Origin of the sequence: Dyella mobilis (assembly GCF_016904945.1) — a bacterium.
Taxonomy (GTDB): domain Bacteria; phylum Pseudomonadota; class Gammaproteobacteria; order Xanthomonadales; family Rhodanobacteraceae; genus Dyella_B; species Dyella_B mobilis.
This window is the reverse complement of record NZ_JADIKF010000039.1, coordinates 924,010-943,874: the sequence shown is the minus strand read 5'-3', so window position 1 is coordinate 943,874 and position 19,865 is coordinate 924,010. Positions and strand designations below refer to the sequence as shown.

General features: G+C 61.7%; 19 protein-coding genes and 6 tRNA genes. 8 read left to right on the top strand and 17 right to left on the bottom strand.

The window, feature by feature from the left end:
- Positions 1 to 146: 146 nt before the first annotated feature.
- From clpX to ISS99_RS15365, 12 genes are all read right to left on the bottom strand, one after another.
- The gene (gene clpX, locus ISS99_RS15420; protein WP_204632464.1) at positions 147 to 1,448 is read right to left on the bottom strand and encodes an ATP-dependent Clp protease ATP-binding subunit ClpX; all 1,302 of its coding nucleotides are present in this window, start codon (positions 1,446 to 1,448) and stop codon (positions 147 to 149) included.
- Positions 1,449 to 1,558: 110 nt separating this feature from the next.
- Positions 1,559 to 2,188, bottom strand: coding sequence for an ATP-dependent Clp endopeptidase proteolytic subunit ClpP (gene clpP, locus ISS99_RS15415; RefSeq protein WP_204632463.1), 630 nt, complete (start codon positions 2,186 to 2,188; stop codon positions 1,559 to 1,561).
- Between the two features lie 81 nt (positions 2,189 to 2,269).
- Positions 2,270 to 3,562, bottom strand: coding sequence for a trigger factor (gene tig / locus ISS99_RS15410; RefSeq protein ID WP_204632462.1), 1,293 nt, complete (start codon positions 3,560 to 3,562; stop codon positions 2,270 to 2,272).
- Positions 3,563 to 3,644: 82 nt separating this feature from the next.
- Positions 3,645 to 3,729 (bottom strand) — tRNA-Leu (locus ISS99_RS15405).
- A gap of 224 nt (positions 3,730 to 3,953) precedes the next feature.
- A tRNA-Lys gene (locus ISS99_RS15400) sits at positions 3,954 to 4,029 on the bottom strand.
- A gap of 28 nt (positions 4,030 to 4,057) precedes the next feature.
- Positions 4,058 to 4,134: transfer RNA gene (locus ISS99_RS15395), tRNA-His, on the bottom strand.
- Between the two features lie 14 nt (positions 4,135 to 4,148).
- Positions 4,149 to 4,225 (bottom strand) — tRNA-Arg (locus tag ISS99_RS15390).
- Between the two features lie 22 nt (positions 4,226 to 4,247).
- Positions 4,248 to 4,324 (bottom strand) — tRNA-Pro (locus tag ISS99_RS15385).
- 172 nt (positions 4,325 to 4,496) lie between these two features.
- Positions 4,497 to 4,573 (bottom strand) — tRNA-Arg (locus tag ISS99_RS15380).
- 140 nt (positions 4,574 to 4,713) lie between these two features.
- The gene (locus ISS99_RS15375; RefSeq protein WP_204632461.1) at positions 4,714 to 5,517 is read right to left on the bottom strand and encodes an amidohydrolase; all 804 of its coding nucleotides are present in this window, start codon (positions 5,515 to 5,517) and stop codon (positions 4,714 to 4,716) included.
- Positions 5,505 to 6,650 carry a pyridoxal phosphate-dependent aminotransferase gene (locus ISS99_RS15370; protein WP_204632460.1) on the bottom strand — a complete coding sequence of 382 codons (1,146 nt, stop codon included), beginning with the start codon at positions 6,648 to 6,650 and terminating at the stop codon, positions 5,505 to 5,507. The genes ISS99_RS15375 and ISS99_RS15370 overlap by 13 nt, the downstream gene beginning before the upstream one ends.
- Positions 6,651 to 6,695: 45 nt before the next feature.
- A complete protein-coding gene (locus ISS99_RS15365) occupies positions 6,696 to 7,685 on the bottom strand; it encodes a LysR substrate-binding domain-containing protein (RefSeq protein ID WP_204632459.1) in 990 nt (329 codons plus the stop codon).
- Positions 7,686 to 7,798: 113 nt separating this feature from the next.
- Here ISS99_RS15365 and ISS99_RS15360 point away from each other — a divergent pair, with 113 nt between their 5' ends.
- Positions 7,799 to 8,380 (top strand): FMN-dependent NADH-azoreductase, encoded by a 582-nt coding sequence (locus ISS99_RS15360; protein ID WP_204632458.1) that lies wholly within the window; start codon positions 7,799 to 7,801, stop codon positions 8,378 to 8,380.
- Positions 8,381 to 8,459: 79 nt separating this feature from the next.
- On the opposite strand, the gene zipA is transcribed toward ISS99_RS15360, so the two are convergent.
- The 4 genes from zipA to ISS99_RS15340 all read right to left on the bottom strand — a co-directional run bounded on the left by zipA (position 8,460) and on the right by ISS99_RS15340 (position 13,683).
- Entirely contained in the window at positions 8,460 to 9,467 is a 1,008-nt protein-coding gene (zipA, locus tag ISS99_RS15355; protein ID WP_204632457.1) for a cell division protein ZipA, read from the bottom strand.
- Positions 9,468 to 9,478: 11 nt separating this feature from the next.
- A complete protein-coding gene (gene smc / locus ISS99_RS15350) occupies positions 9,479 to 12,988 on the bottom strand; it encodes a chromosome segregation protein SMC (protein WP_204632456.1) in 3,510 nt (1,169 codons plus the stop codon).
- Positions 12,989 to 13,123: 135 nt separating this feature from the next.
- Positions 13,124 to 13,384, bottom strand: a complete 261-nt coding sequence (locus tag ISS99_RS15345) for a BolA family protein (protein WP_204632455.1) — start codon at positions 13,382 to 13,384, stop codon at positions 13,124 to 13,126.
- On the bottom strand, positions 13,381 to 13,683 hold the full coding sequence (locus ISS99_RS15340) for a YciI family protein (protein WP_204632454.1): 303 nt from the start codon (positions 13,681 to 13,683) through the stop codon (positions 13,381 to 13,383). Before ISS99_RS15340 ends, ISS99_RS15345 begins: the two co-directional genes overlap by 4 nt.
- Before the next feature lie 148 nt (positions 13,684 to 13,831).
- Here ISS99_RS15340 and ISS99_RS15335 point away from each other — a divergent pair, with 148 nt between their 5' ends.
- The 7 genes from ISS99_RS15335 to ISS99_RS15305 all read left to right on the top strand — a co-directional run bounded on the left by ISS99_RS15335 (position 13,832) and on the right by ISS99_RS15305 (position 18,426).
- Positions 13,832 to 14,488 (top strand): YidC/Oxa1 family membrane protein insertase, encoded by a 657-nt coding sequence (locus ISS99_RS15335; RefSeq protein WP_204632453.1) that lies wholly within the window; start codon positions 13,832 to 13,834, stop codon positions 14,486 to 14,488.
- Positions 14,489 to 14,747: 259 nt separating this feature from the next.
- A complete protein-coding gene (locus ISS99_RS15330; RefSeq protein WP_204632452.1) occupies positions 14,748 to 15,053 on the top strand; it encodes a hypothetical protein in 306 nt (101 codons plus the stop codon).
- 4 nt (positions 15,054 to 15,057) lie between these two features.
- The gene (locus ISS99_RS15325; RefSeq protein ID WP_204632451.1) at positions 15,058 to 15,432 is read left to right on the top strand and encodes a GntR family transcriptional regulator; all 375 of its coding nucleotides are present in this window, start codon (positions 15,058 to 15,060) and stop codon (positions 15,430 to 15,432) included.
- Positions 15,429 to 16,286, top strand: a complete 858-nt coding sequence (locus tag ISS99_RS15320; RefSeq protein ID WP_204632450.1) for an ABC transporter ATP-binding protein — start codon at positions 15,429 to 15,431, stop codon at positions 16,284 to 16,286. The genes ISS99_RS15325 and ISS99_RS15320 overlap by 4 nt, the downstream gene beginning before the upstream one ends.
- Entirely contained in the window at positions 16,283 to 17,239 is a 957-nt protein-coding gene (locus tag ISS99_RS15315; protein ID WP_204632449.1) for an ABC-2 transporter permease, read from the top strand. The genes ISS99_RS15320 and ISS99_RS15315 overlap by 4 nt, the downstream gene beginning before the upstream one ends.
- Positions 17,240 to 17,290: 51 nt before the next feature.
- A complete protein-coding gene (locus tag ISS99_RS15310) occupies positions 17,291 to 17,815 on the top strand; it encodes a YggN family protein (RefSeq protein WP_204632448.1) in 525 nt (174 codons plus the stop codon).
- Positions 17,812 to 18,426 (top strand): hypothetical protein, encoded by a 615-nt coding sequence (locus ISS99_RS15305; protein ID WP_204632447.1) that lies wholly within the window; start codon positions 17,812 to 17,814, stop codon positions 18,424 to 18,426. Before ISS99_RS15310 ends, ISS99_RS15305 begins: the two co-directional genes overlap by 4 nt.
- Positions 18,427 to 18,461: 35 nt before the next feature.
- Here ISS99_RS15305 and ISS99_RS15300 read toward each other — a convergent pair whose 3' ends face one another.
- Positions 18,462 to 19,856, bottom strand: coding sequence for a class II fumarate hydratase (locus ISS99_RS15300; RefSeq protein ID WP_204632446.1), 1,395 nt, complete (start codon positions 19,854 to 19,856; stop codon positions 18,462 to 18,464).
- Between the last annotated feature and the right edge of the window lie 9 nt (positions 19,857 to 19,865).

Here is a 19,865-nt window from a genome sequence, read left to right as displayed (position 1 = left end):
AAAGAGGCGTACGACCACGACACTGCGCCGAGGTCACTGTCTCGTCAAGTGGAGGCGATCGGGCCGGCCCTCAAGCCCACGCCGCGCAACAAAAATACGGCCCCGGGGGTCTCCCACCGGGGCCGCAATCTGCGAGGTTGCAGTGATCAGGCGGCGGCGTCGCCGCTTTCGCTGCTGATGCGCGGTTGTTGCTGCAAGTTTCCGCGGTAGATCAGGTATGGCTCGGCCTGCCCTTCGATAACCGCATCATCCACGACCACCTTGCTGACGTGCTCCAGCGACGGCAGTTCGTACATGGTGTCCAGCAACACCTGCTCGAGGATGGTGCGAAGGCCGCGAGCGCCCGTCTTGCGCTTGAGCGCCTTGCGCGCCACGGCTTGCAGCGCCTCAGGACGGAATTCCAGCTCGACGCCTTCCATCTCGAACAACTTGCGGAACTGCTTGGTCACCGCGTTGCGGGGTTCGGTGAGAATCTTCACCAGCGCCGGTTCATCCAGCTCATCCAGCGTGGCGACCACGGGCAAGCGACCGACGAATTCCGGAATCAAACCGAAACGCACCAGATCCGAGGGTTCGACTTCGGCTAGCACCTTGCCGAGATTTTCAGTGCGTTCCTTCGAACGCACTTCGGCCGAGAAGCCAATGCCGGTGGTCTCGGAACGCTGCTGGATGACTTTTTCCAGACCTGCGAACGCGCCACCGCAAATGAACAGGATGTTCTTGGTGTCGACCTGCAGGAATTCCTGCTGCGGATGCTTGCGACCACCTTGCGGCGGCACGGAGGCAAGTGTGCCTTCGATCAGCTTCAACAGTGCCTGCTGCACGCCTTCGCCGGAAACGTCGCGTGTGATCGACGGGTTTTCGCTCTTGCGCGAAATCTTGTCGATTTCGTCGATGTAGACGATGCCCGATTGCGCCTTCTCGACGTCGTAGTCGCACTTCTGCAACAGCTTTTGGATAATGTTTTCGACGTCCTCGCCCACATAACCTGCTTCGGTCAACGTGGTGGCGTCGGCGATCGTGAACGGAACGTTGAGCAAGCGCGCCAGCGTTTCGGCCAGCAGCGTTTTGCCCGAGCCGGTCGGACCGATGAGCAGGATGTTGGACTTGCCCAGCTCGATATCGTCGCTGCGCTGGCGAGACTCCATCCGCTTGTAGTGGTTGTAGACCGCGACGGCGAGCGCCTTCTTGGCACGCGTCTGCCCGACCACGTACTGGTCGAGGGTCTCCATGATCTCCTTGGGCTTGGGCAGCTGGCTACGCCCGGAGGCGGCCTTCTCCTCAAGTTCCTCACGGATGATGTCGTTGCACAGCTCCACGCACTCGTCGCAGATGAACACGGACGGACCCGCGATCAGCTTGCGTACTTCGTGTTGGCTCTTGCCGCAGAAGGAGCAATAAAGAATCTTGCCGCTGTCGTTGGAACGGCCTTGCCGCTCGTCGCTCATTCGTTTGATCCTGCTGAAAAATCCCAGTTACGGGCCGAGAATAGCACAGGGTCCCGAGTCCGCACCCGGACGCGGGACCCCACTATGCCTAAGCTTGTGATCGACCGGAATCAGGCCGACTTGACCGTTTCCACGGCCCGGCGGTCCAGGACGGAGTCGATCAGGCCGTATTCCTTGGCGGCCTCGGCGCTCATGAAGCGGTCGCGCTCCATGTCCCGCTCGATCTTGTCCAGGGGCTGGCCGGTATGCTGAACGTAGATGTCGTTCAGGCGGCGGCGCAGATAGAGAATTTCCTGAGCCTGGATCTCGATATCGGTGGCCTGTCCACGGGCGCCGCCAGACGGCTGGTGGATCATCACCCGCGAGTTGGGCAGCGAGTAGCGCTTGCCCTTGGCGCCGGCCATCAGCAGCAGCGACGCGGCACTGCAGGCCTGGCCGATGCACATGGTGCTGATGTCGGGCTTGACGAATTGCATGGTGTCGTAAATGGCCAGACCGGCGGTTACCGCGCCGCCCGGGCTGTTGATGTACAGATGGATGTCCTTGTCGGGGTTTTCCGACTCCAGGAATAGCATCTGGGCCACCAGCAGGTTGGCCACCTGGTCGTTCACTTCACCGACCAGGAAGATCACGCGCTCCTTCAACAGGCGCGAGTAGATGTCATACGAACGTTCGCCACGAGCAGTTTGCTCGACGACGATCGGCACCAGATTGAGGTTGTGGACGGGATCCATGGACATGCGCGTGATTCTCCGCGTGTGGGGACTGAATGGCGATTCGTGCAATCAGGTCAGACTATAGCCGGACCTGATCGAATCGTCTCAGGCACCGACCGGACGCATTACTTCGTCGAAGCTCAGGCTCTGGATCGTGGTCTTGCCGTGTTCGGCCACCCACTCCGCCACCTGATCTTCCATGACACGGTTCTGCAATCCGGACATGAGTTGGGGATCGCCGTTGTACAGTTCAATGACCTTTTCCGGCTCCTCGTAGGTCGAGGCGATGGCGGCGAGCTGCTCGGCCAGGCGGGTGCGATCCAGCTTCAGCTCCTGCTTGCGGGCGATTTCGCCCATCAGGAGGCCGGCGATTACGCGCATGCGCGCAGCCGGGACGGCCGAATCGATCAACGGCTGCGGCGGCTGCTGGCCGCGCGGCACGCTGTTGGCGGCGAGGTTGCGGGCCTCCGACTGAACCATCAGGTTCGGCACTTCGAGATCCTTGTGCGATTCGGCCAGCTTTTCGGCCACCTGGGACTTCAGGCGAGCCATCAGGGCAGCCTTCAGTTCGCGCTCGAGGTTGGAGCGGACTTCCTTGCGGAAGGTCTCCTGGTTGCCGTCGACGATGCCGAACAGCTTGATGAATTCCGCGTCGACTTCCGGCAGCTTCTGTTCCTGCACCTTGACGATCTTGAAGCTGACCTTGGCGGTCTTGCCAGCAAGCTGGTCGTTGCGGAAATCAGCGGGAAATTCGATGTCGGACTCGAATTCTTCGCCGGCCTTGCGGCCCGTCAAGGCAGCGTCGAGCGCCTTGAACAACGTGCCCGAGCCAATGATGCTGCCGGCGCGTTCCAGGCCTTCCGCCGGGAAGCGGTAGTCGCCGACGGCGGCGGAGTATTCGAACATCACGAAGTCGCCTTCGGCGGAGCCGCGCTCGACTTCGTCGAAGCTGCGACGCTGCTGGCGCAGGGTCTCAATCATCTTCTCGATATCGGCGTCGCTCACTTCTGCCGCCGGACGGCTGATTTCCAGCGTCGCGACGTCGATTTCCGGGAATTCCGGCATCACTTCGAAGGTGGCGGTATAGGCGATCTCGCCGTTTTCCGGCTGGCCAGTGGTATCGATGGCCGGGTTGGCGACCGGACGCAGGTTTTCCTTTTCGAAGGCTTCGCGCAGCGTGCTGCCGATCAGGTCCGAAAGCACCTCGCCACGAACCTGCGCGCCGAAACGCTGCTGGATCACGTTGGCCGGCACTTTGCCGGGACGGAAGCCCTTCAGGCGCACCGTGCGGCTCATTTCGGCAATGCGAGCGCTCACCTGAGTCTCGAACCGCTCAGCGGGAAATTTGACCGTGAGCTTGCGCTCAAGCTTGCCGACGTTTTCAACGGAAAACTGCATGACGTCTCCTGGAATTACCTGTGATGGCCCTTGCTGGCGCCGCGGCGGCCCCGGCCGCCCGCAAAATCAAGCTCAAGGTCGATGGTGCGAAAGAAGGGACTCGAACCCTTACGGGGTTACCCGCTGGAACCTAAATCCAGTGCGTCTACCAATTCCGCCACTTTCGCATCGGCCGAAAGATTGCAAGCCGCAGATTTTCAACGATTTTCAGCGCATGCGCCAAAAAAATGCAGAAAAGCTGACAGGCTGCGACCCTAAGTCGATGATTACCTTATGCCAAGCCAGCCATTTTACGGTTGCGTGGCAGCCCAGCACAAGCGCCAGCCGCCTATGGCGCCTGTAGGCAAAGCAAACAAAAAGGACCCGCATCGCTGCGGGTCCTTCGTGCATTTGGTGGGCCGTGTAAGATTCGAACTTACGACCAATTGATTAAGAGTCAACTGCTCTACCAACTGAGCTAACGGCCCGGAAAACCTATTTTTTAAACTTGCGAATTGGGGTGGACGATGGGACTCGAACCCACGACAACCGGAATCACAATCCGGTACTCTAACCAACTGAGCTACGCCCACCGTAACCACGAATCTGGCGCGCCCGACAGGAATCGAACCTGCAACCGTCGGCTTAGAAGGCCGATGCTCTATCCGGTTGAGCTACAGGCGCTTGACTGAAGCAGAACACCTGCTGGTCGGGGCAGAGGGATTCGAACCCACGACATCCAGCTCCCAAAGCTGGCGCTCTACCAGGCTGAGCTATACCCCGATTTCGAAACCCGGTCAGCTTTCGCGTACCTGAGCCCTGAAATCCTACGGGTGACACTCTGGCCCGTCAATCCGTATCGAACACGCCGGACTTCAAACTTTTGTCCGGTTTCGCAAGCGGTATTTTGCCTGCAACACAGACACGACCCAATTGCTATCGCATCTAAAAATTTTGGCGCGCCCGGAGAGATTCGAACTCCCGACCACCAAGTTCGTAGCCTGGTACTCTATCCAACTGAGCTACGGGCGCGTGGTCAAAACTTATCGCTACCGGCTGGTTCCCGTTATTGGAAGGCGCCGAAGCAAGAAGCGGAATTATTCAGGTACTGGCCGCACTCGTCAATACTCTTTGTGAATTTTTTTGAAATATTTGGTTCAACTCGTGCTTGCTCAGGTCAGGTCGAGCGCGAAATCGTCCGCATCCATCCAGGCTGGAAAACGCTGTCGATGCGCCTGCAGCGGCGCAGGATCAAGCCGCACCGTAACCACCTGCTCTTGCACGCCGAGTTCCACCAGCGGCTCGCCAACAGGATCGATGACGGCACTGTCGCCCGCGTAAGGAAGCTCATTGCCATCCGTGCCAACCCGGTTGACGCCGATGACATAGGCCAGGTTTTCGATGGCGCGTGCACGCAACAAAGTACGCCAAGGTTGCCGTCTCGGTGCAGGCCAATTGGCGACGAACAAGGCAAGGTCGTAATCCATGCCGCCCGTTGCCGATTCCATCCGTCGATTGCGCAACCAAACAGGAAAGCGCAAGTCGTAGCAGACCTGCGGCAGGATGCGCCAACCCTTCAATTCCACAATCAGGCGCGTCGAACCGCCACCATAGCGGGTATGCTCGCCTGCCATGCGAAACAGATGGCGCTTGTCGTATTGCGCAAAGCTGCCATCGGGGCGCGCCCAGATCAGGCGGTTATAAACCTTGTCGCCTTCCCTGATCGCCAGGCTGCCGGTAATGACGGCGTCGACTTCGCCGGCCAGCGCACGCATCCATGCCACGCCTTCGCCGTCCATGCCTTCGGCGGCGCTTCCCGTGTCGTTGCTGAAACCGGAGAGAAATGTCTCCGGCAGCACGATCAGATCGCTGCGTCCTGCGACCGATCGCACCAGCGCACCGTAGTAATCGCGATTGGCAGGGGCGTCGTGCCAGCGCGTCGCGCCCTGCACCAGTGAAACATTCAGAGCTTGCATAGACGCTCCGCTGCCGCATCCATGGTGGCGTCGCTCTTGGCGAAACACAGTCGCACCAGACGCGTACCCGGCGCCTTGTCGTAGAAAGGCGTCAGCGGGATCGCCGCAACTCCGCCCTCCTTCACCAGCCACTCGCAGAACGCGATGTCGTCTTCATCGCGAATCGCCGAATAGTCCACCAGTTGGAAATAGCCGCCCGGCACATCCAGCAGCTTCAGCCGCGAAGGAGCCAGCAACTTGCGAAAGCGGTCGCGCTTGACCTCATAGAACGCAGGCAGTTCCAGGTAGTGCTCCGGCGTGCTGGCGAGAAATTCCGCGAATGCCGCCTGAGCCGGATGAAAGGTGCAAAACGTGAGGTATTGATGCACCTTGCGAAACTCGGCCGACAGTTTGGCCGGCGCCACGGCGTAGCCGACCTTCCAGCCGGTGCAGTGATAGGTTTTGCCGAAACTGGAAACCACGATGCTGCGCGCGGCGAGCTCCGGATGGCGCAGCACGCTCTGATGCGCAGCGCCGTCATACACGATGTGTTCGTACACTTCGTCCGACAGCACCACAATCGACGTATCGCGCACGATGGCAGCAAGCTCATCCAGATCCGCCGCTGACAACACCGCCCCCGACGGATTGTGCGGACTGTTGATGAGGATCATGCGCGTCTTCGGCGTGATGGCGTCGCGCACCCGCTGCCAGTCGATCGAGAAACTCGGCACCGTCAGCGGAATGTGCACCGCTCGTGCGCCCTGCAGATCAATCGCGGGCTCATAAGAGTCGTAAGCCGGGTCGAACACGATCACTTCGTCGCCCGCGCGCACCACCGCCGCAATGGCCGCAAACAACGCCTCCGTAGCCCCGGAGGTGACAGTGACCTCGCTATCCGCACTTACCTCGTAGCCGTAAAGCCGCCCGGTCTTCAACGCGATCTGCTCGCGCAGTGCGGCCGTACCGATACCCGGCGCGTATTGATTGAGTCCGTTTGCCATGGCGCGGCTCAACGCATCGCGCAACGGTTGCGGCGGCTCGAAATCCGGAAACCCTTGGCCGAGGTTGACCGCCCGGTGCTGCACGGCCAGATGGCTCATCACGCTGAAAATGGTGGTGCCTACTTTCGGAAGCTTGGTTTCGATGGTCATGGGCGGCAGTATGGATGTCCAAACGCAAAGACTAACACGGCTCGTTCAGGGGGCCGGCTGACCCGGAATCTCCAGCGATTCCAACGACCGCCGCATGCATTGCTCGTGCTTCAGGCGCGTCGCCTCCGGCAGGCGCTCGGCAAGAAAATCCACCAATGCGCGCACGCCCGGCAGCATGCCTCGCCGACTAGGGTAGACAAAGTGCATGACACCTTGCGGCGCGCTCCATTCGGGCAGCACGACCTCGAGCTCCCCGGCGGTGATCGCTGGCGCACAAATGAACTCCGGCAGCAAGGTCACGCCAAGCCCGGTTCTGGCCGCTTGCAGCAAGACGGCGAAATCGCCAGTGATCAGGCGCGCCTGCACTTCCACATTGACCCGCTCGCCTTGCGCATCGATCAGCTCCCATATCTGCGCACCTTCGTGCTCCTGCATTGACAGAGCCGGCAAGCGAGCCAGGTCATCCGGGTGCTTGGGATAACCATGCGTTTTGAGCAAAGACGGGCTGGCCACCGGCAGCACGCGCGATTGGCTGAAGCTGCGCACGATCATATTGGCATCGGTATCGAGCTTGGCACGCACGCGGATGGCCAGATCGACCCCTTCGCTGATCAGGTCGACGCGGCGGTCGCTAGACAGTACGCGTACCTGTAGCTTCGGATACTGCGCCATGAATTCGGGCAGGATGTGCGCAAGCACGGTCTGGGCTATCGATATCGGACAGCTCAGCCGCACCACGCCCCGCGGCTCGGCGCGCAGTTCATCCACGGCATCCTGGGCCGCCCTGGCCTCCTCGAGCACCGCACGGCAGTGTCCATAAAAGCGCTCCCCTACTTCGGTGACCACGAAGCGCCGGGTGGTCCGTTGCAGCAGACGGACACCAAGGCGGTCCTCCAACTGGGCGATCCGCTTGCTCAGGCGGGACTTGGGCACACCCAACGCGCGCCCCGCCGCCGAGAAGCCACCGTGCTCCACCACGGCCGCGAAGAAGTACAGGTCATTCAGGTCCTGCATGGCACCCGGTAAGGCCGTCATCGTCGTTCCTTATTTAGAACAATAAGTTCAAAAAGATCCATCTTATCGCTCATTTGTTCTGAATTTATCTTATTCCCAACGTCGGACTACCCGACTGGAATCGAGGTATCACCATGAAACTGCTGCATCTTGACGCAAGCTCGCTGGGCCAGCATTCCGTGTCGCGCGCGCTGACGGCCGCGGTCGTCGCCCAGATCACCCGGGAAACCCCCGACCTTTCCGTGACCTACCGCGACCTTACCGCGCAGCCGCTGCCTCACTGGACACCGGTCGTGGACGCCCAAAGCGAAGCGGCCAAGCTCGGCGAGGCGATCATGGACGAATTCCTTGCCGCCGATATCGTGGTCATTGGCGCCCCGATGTACAACTTCTCCATTCCCAGCCAGCTCAAGGCCTGGATCGACCGCATCGCGGTGGCCGGCAAAACCTTCAGCTACACCGAGTCGGGTCCGAAGGGCCTGGTGAGCGGCAAGCGCCTGATCGTGGCTTCCTCGCGCGGCGGCGTCTACAGCACCGGCCCGGCCGCGGCAATGGACTTCCAGGAATCGTATCTGCGTACGGTATTTGGTTTCCTGGGCGTGACGGACATCGAATTCATCCGCGCCGAAGGCGTGAATATGAGCGCCGATCACAAGACCAACGCCATCGCCTCCGCCCACATCACGATCGGTAACCTGGTTAGCAAGGCCGCCTGATCCGAAACCCCTGAGAAATACCCGATGGCATGCAGAGCGCCCTTTGCGGGCGCTCTTTTTTCGTGGCGCAAACGAACGGTCAGCGTCCGAAGCGGATTTCGCCGCCATCGTGATCGCGATCCCAGCCGCGCAGCTCATCGCGAATGTGGGCTATGCGCTGCCGACCGAGCGCGTTGCGCTCTTCGTCCAGCACCTGGCCATCCAGCAATTCGGCCAGTCGCTGCGCCGTCGGCAGCATGGCATCCCAGGCGTCCAAGGCAGGCACCGCTCCTGGCAAAGCCATGAAGAAGCTCAGACCCGGAGTGCGTAACGCATCGACTCGCGTCAGGTCGAAACTGCCCGGCTTGAGCATGTTGGCGACACTGAAGATCGGTCCCACTTCGCGCTTGCCATCGACTAGGCGATGGTAGATACCCATGTCTCCGTATTCCAACCCGGCCTTTTCCGCCGCGACGACCAAGTCGGCACCATTGAAAGCATGGCCCTCGCGGGCGACCACAAACAGGCTGACGATGCGCTCGACAGGCATCTGCGCCGGACGCTTGCCCAGATCGGAACGAGGCGGAACACGAGGAGCTGGCGCAGGCGTCGGCGCGGGAACCGGCGCTGGCGCGACTACCGGGGCTTCGTGAAGATCAAATGCGGTGGTCGCCGGCTCGACGGAGGGCTTGGACGTCGCTTCCGGAAACGAAGGCGAGCGCAATGCCTCAACGATGGAAGCGGCGTGCCCGGTGGGCTTGGGCATGTGCGCGGCGCCGCCGTGGCGCTCCTCGGCCAGGGTCGCGCCCAGCTTCTCCAACTCCTCGCGCAGGCCGACATCCAGTTCGCCCTGGTGCGGACCCGACTCCGAAAACAGCGGATCACGCCGATCGTCGGCCACGTCGCCGAAAGCATCCACGTCGTCAGCGGAACCGCCCAGCGTAGGCTCGCGGCGCTCTGCGCCGGCTTCAGGCATGGGGCGACGCTTGCCCTGCTCTTTCTTCGGTTCGCCAAACAGCCACACCAGCACCAGCACGACGAGCCCGATGATCATCAACGGGACGCCGACCCAAGGATTCCACGCAAACGCCAAATCAATTCCAGACATGATGTAACTCCTCAGGCAGCGCCAGCCAATTTGGCCGCCTCGGCAAGATCGACCTGCACCAGGCGCGAAACGCCCGCCTCGCGCATGGTAACGCCGCAAAGCTGGCTGGCCGCTTCCATCGTGGCCTTGTTGTGGCTGACGAAGATGAACTGCACCTTTTCGCTCATCTCGCGCACCATGTTCGAGAAGCGTCCCACGTTTGCTTCATCGAGCGGCGCGTCCACTTCGTCCAGCAGGCAGAAGGGCGCGGGGTTCAGCGCAAAAATAGCGAACACCAGCGATACGGCGGTAAGCGCTTTTTCGCCACCGGACAACAGCGTGATATTGGAAACGCGCTTGCCCGGAGGGCGCGCCATGATCGATACGCCCGTGCTCAGCAAGTCGTCGCCGGTGAGTTCCAGGTAGGCATGGCCGCCGCCAAACAGGCGCGGGAACAATTCCTGCACACCTGCATTGACGCGGTCGAAAGTCTCCTTGAAACGCTGGCGGGTCTCGCGATCGATCTTCTTGATCGCGTTTTCCAGCGTTTCCATCGCGCTGGTCAGATCGGTGAGCTGATTGTCGAGGTAGGTCTTGCGCTCGCTCTGTTCGGCATGCTCCTGGATCGCAGCCAGATTGACCGGTTCCAGGCGAGCGATCTTCTGCCCCAGATCGGCCAACTGCTGCCGCCATTGCGTCGCATCGACGTCCTCAGCCAATTCGGTCAGCAACGTTTCCAGATCCAGGCCGGAAGCCGCAATGGCTTCGGCAAGCTGGTCGGCGCGCATCTGCAGCGCCTGTGCGGCGAGTTTCTGCTCGGAAACTTTTTCGCGCAGACCGGACAGCTCCTGCTCAAAATTGTGCCGCTGCTGTTCCAGCTTGCGGAACTCGATGTCGCAGTCTTCCAGTGCGCGGCGCGCCTCCACCAATTGGCGGTCCACCAACAAGCGCTGGTCGAGGTAAGTCTGGCGCTCGGCCTCCAGCTCGGCGATCGGATCGGATCCCGCAGCAAGCTGTTCGGCAATCTCGGTACGGCGCGCTTCGATCTGGCGAATCTGGCCGTCCATGCGGGCCAGCGCCTGTTCCAGCGACGTCAGCGAAGACCGTTTCGATTCCAGGCTCAGTGCCAGGGCATGCGCCTGGTCGGCCGCTTCACGCGCATTCATGCGCGCCTCTTCGCGAGCCTCCAGCAGGGCACGCCGCTCATTCTCCAGCTCGCGGCGCTGGTCTTCCAGATCGCCCATGTTGTTGACCGACTCGTCCAGGCGTGCACGCGCATCGCGCGTCTGCACCTGCAACTCGTCCATCTGCTCGAGCAGTACGGAAATTTCGCCGGCCACCTTCTCGGCGCGGGCCCGCGCCGTTTCCACTTTGCCGCGATGGCTTTGCAACTGGCCGGCCAATTCGGACTGCCGGCGGTGCGCGTTGTACAACTCGCGCTGCGCGTCGTCGCGTGCACGCTCGGCTTCGAACTTGCTGGTACGCAAGGCATCGAGGCGCGTCGTGGCCTCCTCGATCTGCGCTTCCAGCGTTTCGGTCTGCTCGGTCAGCACGCGAATTTCGCGTTCACGGGCCAACACGCCGACCTGATTGCCCTGCGCGCGGCGCACGCGTGCCCAGCCCGGCCCCAGCCATTCGCCGGTACGGGTGATCACCGACTGATACGGCGCCAACGCGGAGAGTTCCGCCACGCGCCGATGCGCATCGTCAATCGTTTCGGCAATCAGCACGTGGCCGAGAATGGCAATCGCAGAGGCCGGGCCGCGCACGTGCGCCGCCAGCGTTCCCGAGGCAGGCACTCCGCCCTCTGCCGCATCGAGCAGCGCGACGTCGGCATCCTTGATGCCCGGGAATTCGCGCGCCAAATCGTGCGCACCGTCGACCAGCACGCTGTCGATGAAGCCGGACAGCACGGTCTCGACCGCCGTCTCCCAACCTGCTTCGACTTGCAGCATTTCGCCCAGGCGACGCTTCTTGTCCAGCCCGAATTGCGACAGCCAGTTGCTGGCCGCACTTTCTTCCTGCCCCAGCGCGGCGTTCTGCAGCGCCTCCAGCGACGCCAGGCGCCCGCGCGCCGTCTGCAATTGCTGGCGCGCTTCATTCAGCACGCCTTGAACCTGGCGCTCCTCGTCGAGCACCTTTTCGTAGCTCGATTTGTGCTGATCGAGCAGGCCGCCTAGGGATTCAACGCGTTCGCGCTGCGTATCGTGCTCGCCATGCATTTGCTCGGCGGCCGCATCGAGCGCCGCCACGTCGGTGGCTTTCTGCTCGTTTTCCAGGGCTTCCTTGCGCTTGCCCAGATCCATCGACTGGCGGTCGAGGTAGGCCAGCTTGGTGCGTTCGACTTCGGCCGCCCGGCTCGCCTCGCCAGCGGTGCGGGTGTAGGTATCCCAACGCTGCTGCCAATCGGCCAGCTTGATTTCGGTTTCACGCTGCGTTTCGGCGGTTTCGTCCTGCATCTGCTGCAGGGATTCCAGCTTCGGCTCGCCTTCGGACAAGGCCAGACGAAGCGTCTCCACCTGATCGCGGTCGGTGGTGATGTGGGCGGCCAGCTCACCGTGTTCGCGCTCCGTATCGGCCTGTGCGCGCTGCAGCCGATCGGCGGTTTCGCGATTGAAGCGAACCTGCTGCTCGACGCGCGCGATCTCCGAGCCGACCTTGTAGACCTCGGCCTGCACTTCGTTCAAATGTTCGCTGGCCCCGCCATGACGCTCGCGCGCGGTTTCGATCTGCGCTTCGATCTGGCGTTGTGCTGCCAGTTGCTTCTCGATTTCGAGCTCGGCGGCGGAGAGCCCCTGCCCCTTGCCTTCGTGCTGGCTCTTGAGCCCGCGATATTCCAAGGCACGCAGTTCGGCTTCCTTGCGGATCTGCTCTTCCTTGTAGGCTTTCCAGCGTTCCGCTGCGCGCGCCTGGCGATTGAGGTGTTCGAGCTGCTTGTCCACCTCGTCGCGCACGTCGCGCACGCGATCGAGGTTTTCGCGCGTGGCCTTGATGCGGCTTTCGGTCTCCTTGCGGCGCTCCTTGTATTTGGAGATGCCGGCAGCCTCTTCCAGGTGCGTGCGCAGTTCTTCCGGGTGCGCCTCGATGATCTGGCTGATCATGCCCTGCTCGATGATCGAGTAGCTGCGCGGCCCGAGACCGGTGCCCAGGAACAGGTCGGTAATATCGCGGCGGCGGCAGCGGGCGCCATTGAGGAAATACGACGACTGGCCATCGCGCGTCACCTGGCGCTTGACGGAGATCTCGGCGTACTGGGCGTATTCGCCCTGGATGGTGCCGTCCGAGTTGTCGAAAATCAGCTCGACGGTCGCCTGTCCGACCGGCTTGCGCGCGTTCGAGCCGGAAAAGATCACGTCGGTGATCGAGTCTCCGCGCAAACGGCTGGCCGCGCTTTCGCCCATCACCCAGCGAATGGCGTCGATGATGTTGGACTTGCCGCAGCCATTGGGACCGACCACGCCGGTCATGTTGGTCGGCAAATGCAAGGTGGTGGGGTCGACGAAAGACTTGAACCCGGCGAGTTTGATCGTGGTTAGGCGCATTGAGATCAGCGGCTCAAAAGGTGATGGCCCGCAACCGCGGGTGACGGGTCACTGTGCCAAACGCGGGACAGCGCCGCAATGCATCGGGATCGACGATTCGATCTCGAGAAGAATGGCCCAAGCTATTGATTAGGCTCAATCCGGTGCCTTGGCATCGATGGACAGGGCATGAATTCCGTTGTCCATCAATTCCCCCAGCGCCGCATAAACCAGCCGGTGCCGCTTGATCGGCAAGGCGCCGGCGAACGCGGGGCTGACGATCCGCACGTGGAAATGCCCTTTGCCTTCATTGGCATGCCCTGCGTGCTTGTAGCCCTCGTCCAGCACTTCGAGCTCCAAGGGATGCAGGGCCGTGACGAGCCGCTGGCGGATTTCCTCCACCATGGCCACGGTCATGCCGGCAGCACCTTGCGGAAGGGTTTTACGCTGACGCTGGCATAGACGTTTGCGGCCACGTACGGATCGGCCTTGGCCCATTGCTCTGCCTCGGCCAGCGAGGCGAACTCGGCAACGATCAGGCTGCCGGAGAAACCCGCAGGCCCCGGCTGCTCGGCATCGATGGCCGGAAACGGGCCGGCCAGCAGCATGCGGCCTTCGCCCTGCAGCTTTTCCAGGCGGGCCAGGTGCTCGCCACGCGCAGCCAGGCGGCGTTCGAGTGAATCGGGATGATCCGTGCCGATGATGGCGTACCACATGCTGTCGCGCTCCCAAGTGCAATCCGTGATTTTAGCCGACTGAGCGCGCATCTACGATCTTCGCGCGACCTGCGGCGTAAGGCCGCCTTGAATCGCCCTGCCACGTACCCACTTGGCGCGTACGGTATTCATCGAGGGGAGTGTCGTCATGTGGTCGATGTTCGTTGAGAGCCTTTCCACGCTGTTGGCGCAGGGCGCGCACTGGCTGAACGGGAGTTACGGCCTCGCCGTACTGGTCATGGCCGTGATCGTGAGGCTGGTCCTGTTGCCCATGACCTTGCGCGTGGCCGAACAGGCGTGGCACCGGCAGCACAAACTGTTTCGGCTGAAACCCGAACTCGAACGGTTGCGTGAGCGTCACGCCAAGGATCCGACCGCCTACGCGGGCGCGATGCAGGATCTCTACCGCAAACACGGCATAAGCGGGGGGCTGGGCAGCGGCATGTTGACAGCCATCGTGCAGGCGCCGCTCGGCGCCGGCATCTATGCAGCCATCCGCCAAGGGGTGGCGGGGGCCGGCTCGTTTCTGTGGATTCCCAAGCTGGCGCGACCGGATCTGTCGCTGGCGCTGATCGTGGCACTGCTCAGCAGCGTGGCCATCCTGCTCAATCCGACGATGCCTGAGCAGGTCCGAACCCTGCTCCACTGGTTGCCGGTCATCGTGACTCTGCTGGTGACCTGGCATCTGAGCGCCGGGCTATGCCTCTACTGGGCGGGGGCCGGTAGCGTGGGGGTGCTCCAATCCGCACTGCTACGCAGGCGCGTGGTCCGTTCGCTCCACGGCGCGCAATCGCAACATTCGTAACGCCCTGGCGGGTGATATCTGTCAAGAACGATATCTGACATCCGCCGCTGCCCGCTCCGACCGCCGCAGCGCATGCTTTTCTCCAGACCCGGACCGGGCTGGCCCATCTGGCCAGCCCGCTCAATCACAGGTCCAGCACCGCTTCCGGCATCCAGGTTCGCCTAGGCCATCAGTCACAGCAGGCCCTTGTTGACAGGCTTCGAAGTGGTGTTATAGTTCACTACAACACCGGTCCACGACATCACTAAGGAGAGCCGTCATGAAAACACCGAACCCGATCGCCATCACCGCAGCGGTTCTATTCACCTCGATCAGCCTGCTTGCCTTGAGCCCGAGCACCCCACGGTCTCCTGCCGCCGAAATCGATGGCCTGAAAGTCATCAACCTGGCCCCGGTCGATGTCCGCCCCTCGGCCGACGACGAGCGCGCTGCTGCTCTGCTGACCGCCACCAGCTTCACCACCGCCAGCGGAATCGCGAGCGACGCCAGCCTGCTCAGTGCGCAATTGACCATGCCCTACTATTCGTTCGGCACCACCAAGTTCGCCGGCATCAGCAAGGAATAAATCCATGTCCATCACCTGGAACGACAGCGTCCCGATCTACCGCCAATTGCGCGAACGCGTAGTGGCCATGATCCTGGACGGCGCCTTGAACGAGGGCGACCCGCTGCCGTCAGTACGCCAGGTGGCAGCGGATTTCCAAATCAATCCGCTGACGGTTTCCAAGGCGTACCAGGAACTGGTCGACGATCAACTCGTGGAAAAAAGAAGGGGGCTGGGCATGTTCGTTACCGATGGGGCTCGCGAGGCGCTGCTCAAGTCCGAGCGCGAGCGCTTCCTGCGCGAAGAATGGCCGGCGCTGTTCGCACGTCTGCAACGCCTGGGCCTGGATCTGAAAACCCTGATGCGCGAAGCGCCGCAGGATACGGAGAACCAGTCATGAATGCGGTCATCACCGCCAATGGTCTGAGCAAGCGCTATAAGGACGCCGTTGCGCTGGACAACGTGAACTTCACCATCCAGCCCGGTCGCATCGTCGGCCTGATCGGCCCCAACGGCGCCGGCAAGACCACCGCCTTGAAAGCCATGCTGGGGCTTACCAACTTTCAGGGTCACCTGAGCGTGCTGGGGCTGGACCCGCGCACCCAGCGCGACAAGCTGATGGAAGAAGTGTGCTTCATCGCCGACGTTGCCGTATTGCCGCGCTGGATCCGCGTGAGCGAGGCGATCGACTTCGTCGCCAATGTGCATCCTCGCTTCAACCGGGCCAAATGCGAAGCCTTTCTCGCCCGTACCAAGCTTCAGCCCAACCAGCGCGTACGCCAGATGTCCAAGGGCATGATCGTGCAGTTGCACCTGGCCCTGGTGATGGCCATCGACGCCAAGGTACTGGTGCTGGACGAACCCACGCTGGGCCTGGACATCCTTTACCGCAAGCAGTTTTACCAAAGCCTGCTGGAAGAATATTTCGACGATAACAAGACGATTATCGTCACCACGCACCAGGTCGAGGAGATCGAGCACATCCTCACCGACCTGATGTTCATCCGCGACGGCAAGATCGTGCTGGACACCGACATGGAAGCCGTCGGAGAACGCTTTGCCGAAGTGATGGTCAGCGCCGAGATGGCTTCGACCGCACGCCAGTTGAATCCCTTGGACGAACGCCAAGTCTTCGGCAAGAGCATCTTTCTGTTCGACGGTGTCGACCACGCCAGGCTGGAATCGCTTGGTGAAATCCGCCGACCGTCGGTCAGCGATCTGTTCGTCGCCACCATGAAGGGGACCTACGCATGAAAACCCTGTACTGGTTGATGAAACGCGAATATTGGGAACATCGCGGCGGATTCCTCTGGGCGCCGGCGATCACGGCCACAACCCTCCTGGCGATCGCGCTCATGTCGATCATCGGCGGAGAGATCGTGGGGCGGCGGATGGGGTTGTTCCCACTGAATGACATCCCGCGCGGCAACGATCCCTTGACTCCCGAACAGTTCCAACACGTTGGGACGACACTCGACGGTTTTCTCTGCTTCAGCGCCGTGGTGGTGCTGGCAGTGATGGCGATCGTGGTGTTCTTTTATTGCCTGGGATCGCTTTACGAAGATCGCAAGGATCGCAGCATTCTGTTCTGGGAATCGCTGCCGATTTCGAACTGGAAAACGATTCTTTCCAAGGTTCTGAGTGCCACCGTCGTAGCCCCGGTCATCGCCACCGTCATCGGTGTTCTGTTTGGGCTGGTGCTGCTCGCCCTCGGGCTTTTCTACCTGATGTTCCACGGATTCAATGCCTGGCATCTCCTGGGCGCCGCGCATCCCATCCAAGTCACCTTCGACATCATCGCCCTGATCCCGCTCTATGCACTCTGCGCACTGCCCACGATCGGCTGGCTGATGCTGTGCTCCGCCAGCGCACGCAGCATGCCCTTCCTCTGGGCGCTGGTGATTCCCCTGGCAAGCAACCTGATCGTGTGGTGGCTGGACGTCATCGGCCTGCTGAACCTCAACGCAAGCTGGTATTTCCAGCACATCACGGCGCGTCTATTGTTCGCTCTGCCCCCTGTCAACTGGCTGGAGTTTTCATCCAAACTCCACGTCCATTCGCCGGACCACGTCACCATGCTGGATCAGTTGGGGCTGGCCGGTAACTACGCTGCACTGGCTGCGCCGGATGCATGGATCGGGATCATCGTGGGCGGCGCCATGCTGGTTGCCGCGATCTGGCTCCGCCGCTGGCGCAACGACGCCTGAAGCGACACACTGGCCACTGCACCATTCATGGATCCGAGAGGGGGATGCATCATGAAGTACCAGCGCACGATTCTGCTGCTTGCCGCTTGTGCCGCGGTCGGCGCCTGCAACATACCCGATACCACCATGGAGAACGGTGCCATCACGATGAAAGACGGCATCGTGAGCCTGCACCCCGAAGGCAACCCGGACGCGTCCATCAACGAATCCGGCCAGTTGCAGATCGGCGACAAGGTGGTGACGGTGAATGCCGCTCAGCGTGGTTTGCTGATGCTCTATTACCAGAGCGTGCTGGACGTCAATCAAACCGGCAAGGAAATGGGCAGGGTCGGTGCCAAGATGGGCGGCGAAGCCCTCAAGAACAAAATAGAAGGCAAGTCGGACGCGCAGCAGAACGCCGATGCCCAGCACGGCGGCGATCAAATGAAAGTGCTTAGCCAGAAGATGTGCCAGGACCGCGCCAACATCAAGACGGTGCAGGATCAGCTGAGCACGCAACTGGCGGAGTTCAAACCGTACGGAAACATCATTACGCAGGATAGCGTCGCAAGCTGCCAGGACAACACCAAACCATGAGCACCGTCCGCATTACCTTCCCCCGCGTGGGCCAGATAACACGCCTCGCCACGAAGACAGCCGTCGTCTCGTTTAGCTTGGCGCTTTGCACCCTGCTCGCTGCCTGCAGCGGATCGAACCAGGCATCCATCAACTCCGATGGCGACTTTAATCTGCATGGCAGCATCCAGGCCCACGATGGATATATCACGCTGCGAGCATCCAGCGCGCCGGATGCCACCATCAGCGCCAACGGCGATCTGAAAATCAACGACCAGGCGGTTACGGTCGATCCGGCAGTACGCGCATTGCTCCAGTCGTATTACCAGAACGCATTGATGGTCCGTAACGACGGCATTGCCACCGGCAAGGCCGGTGCAGCAGTGGGCGCGCAAGCCCTTAAAAGCGTGGCCAGCGGTCTGGCCAGCGGCCACACCGATCAGATCCAGCAACAGGTCGAAGCAAAGGCGCAAACCGTGAAGCAGGCAGCGCTGAAAATTTGCCAGGATCTGGGCAGCATCCAGCTTGCACAGGATCAGCTCGTAGCACAGCTGCCGGCCTTCAAGCCCTACGGCCAGATCGTCAACGGCGGCGACGTCAACGACTGCAAGAAAGACATCTACGTCAACTGATGCCGCCCATGGCGGGCGGCATTGCAACCGACCCGTCAGCCACCGCCACCGCCGCCATGGATGCCACCCTTGGTGAGTGCGCGGGGATCCAGCAATTTCCGCAGCGCCTCCTTGGACAAGCCTGACTTTTCGATCGCCACATCCATGATCGGCCGCTTTTCCTTATAGGCCTGCTTGGCAATCGCCGCGCCTTTCTCGTAGCCGATGACCGGGTTGAGGGCCGTCACCAGGATCGGGTTCATGGCCAGCGCCTGGTCCACCCGCTCAGTGTTGACACGGAAGCCGGCAATCGCCTTGTCCGCCAGCAGACGCGACACGTTGGCGAGAATGTGGATCGACTGCAGCAGGTTGTAGGCGATCAGGGGCAGCATCACGTTGAGCTGGAAATTGCCGGACTGCCCGGCGACGGTGATCGCCGCATCGTTGCCGATCACCTGTGCCGCCACCATCGCGGTGGCTTCCGGAATCACCGGATTGACCTTGCCCGGCATGATCGACGAACCGGGCTGCAGGGCCGGCAGTTCGATTTCACCCAACCCTGCCAGCGGCCCGGAATTCATCCAGCGCAAGTCGTTGGCAATCTTCATCAGCCCCACCGCGAGCGCCTTGAGCTGGCCTGACAGTTCCACCGCCGCGTCCTGCCCAGCCATGCCTTCGAAATAATTGGCCGCCGATTCGAAGCGCACATCCGTCAGCTTCTTCAGCTCACGCGCTACGGCCGGGCCGAATTTCGGATCCGCATTGATGCCAGTGCCCACCGCGGTGCCACCCAGCGGCAATTGCCGCATGCGCCGCAGGGCGTCCTGGATGCGTTCGATCGCCGACTCGACCTGTGCCGACCAGCCGGAAAGCTCCTGCCCGAAGGTCACCGGCATGGCATCCATCAGATGGGTACGCCCGGTTTTGGGTACGTTGCGCAATTGCTGCGCACGTCGATCGATCACGCGCTTGAGATGCTTGAGCGCAGGCAGCAGATCCTCGTGTGCGGTGAGCGTCGCGCTGACGTGGATCGCAGTCGGAATCACGTCGTTGGAACTTTGCCCATAATTGACGTGATCGTTCGGATGGATCTTGGCACCTGCTTTGGCGGCGAGGTGCGCAATCACCTCATTGGCGTTCATATTGGTGCTGGTGCCCGATCCGGTCTGGAACACGTCGATCGGAAACTGGGCGTCGAACTGCCCCTCGGCCACCGACAACGCGGCCTTGCGGATCGCCGCCGCCTGCCCTTTCTTGAGATGGCCAAGCGCCAGATTCGCCTCGGCCGCAGCAGCCTTGATCAAGCCCAGAGCCCGGATGAACGCCCGCGGCAGATGCAGACCCGAGATGGGGAAGTTATCGATGGCGCGCTGGGTCTGCGCGCCGTACAGGGCGTCGGCAGGTACCTTCAACTCACCCATGCTGTCGTGCTCGATGCGAAAACCGCTCATGGCCGTGCC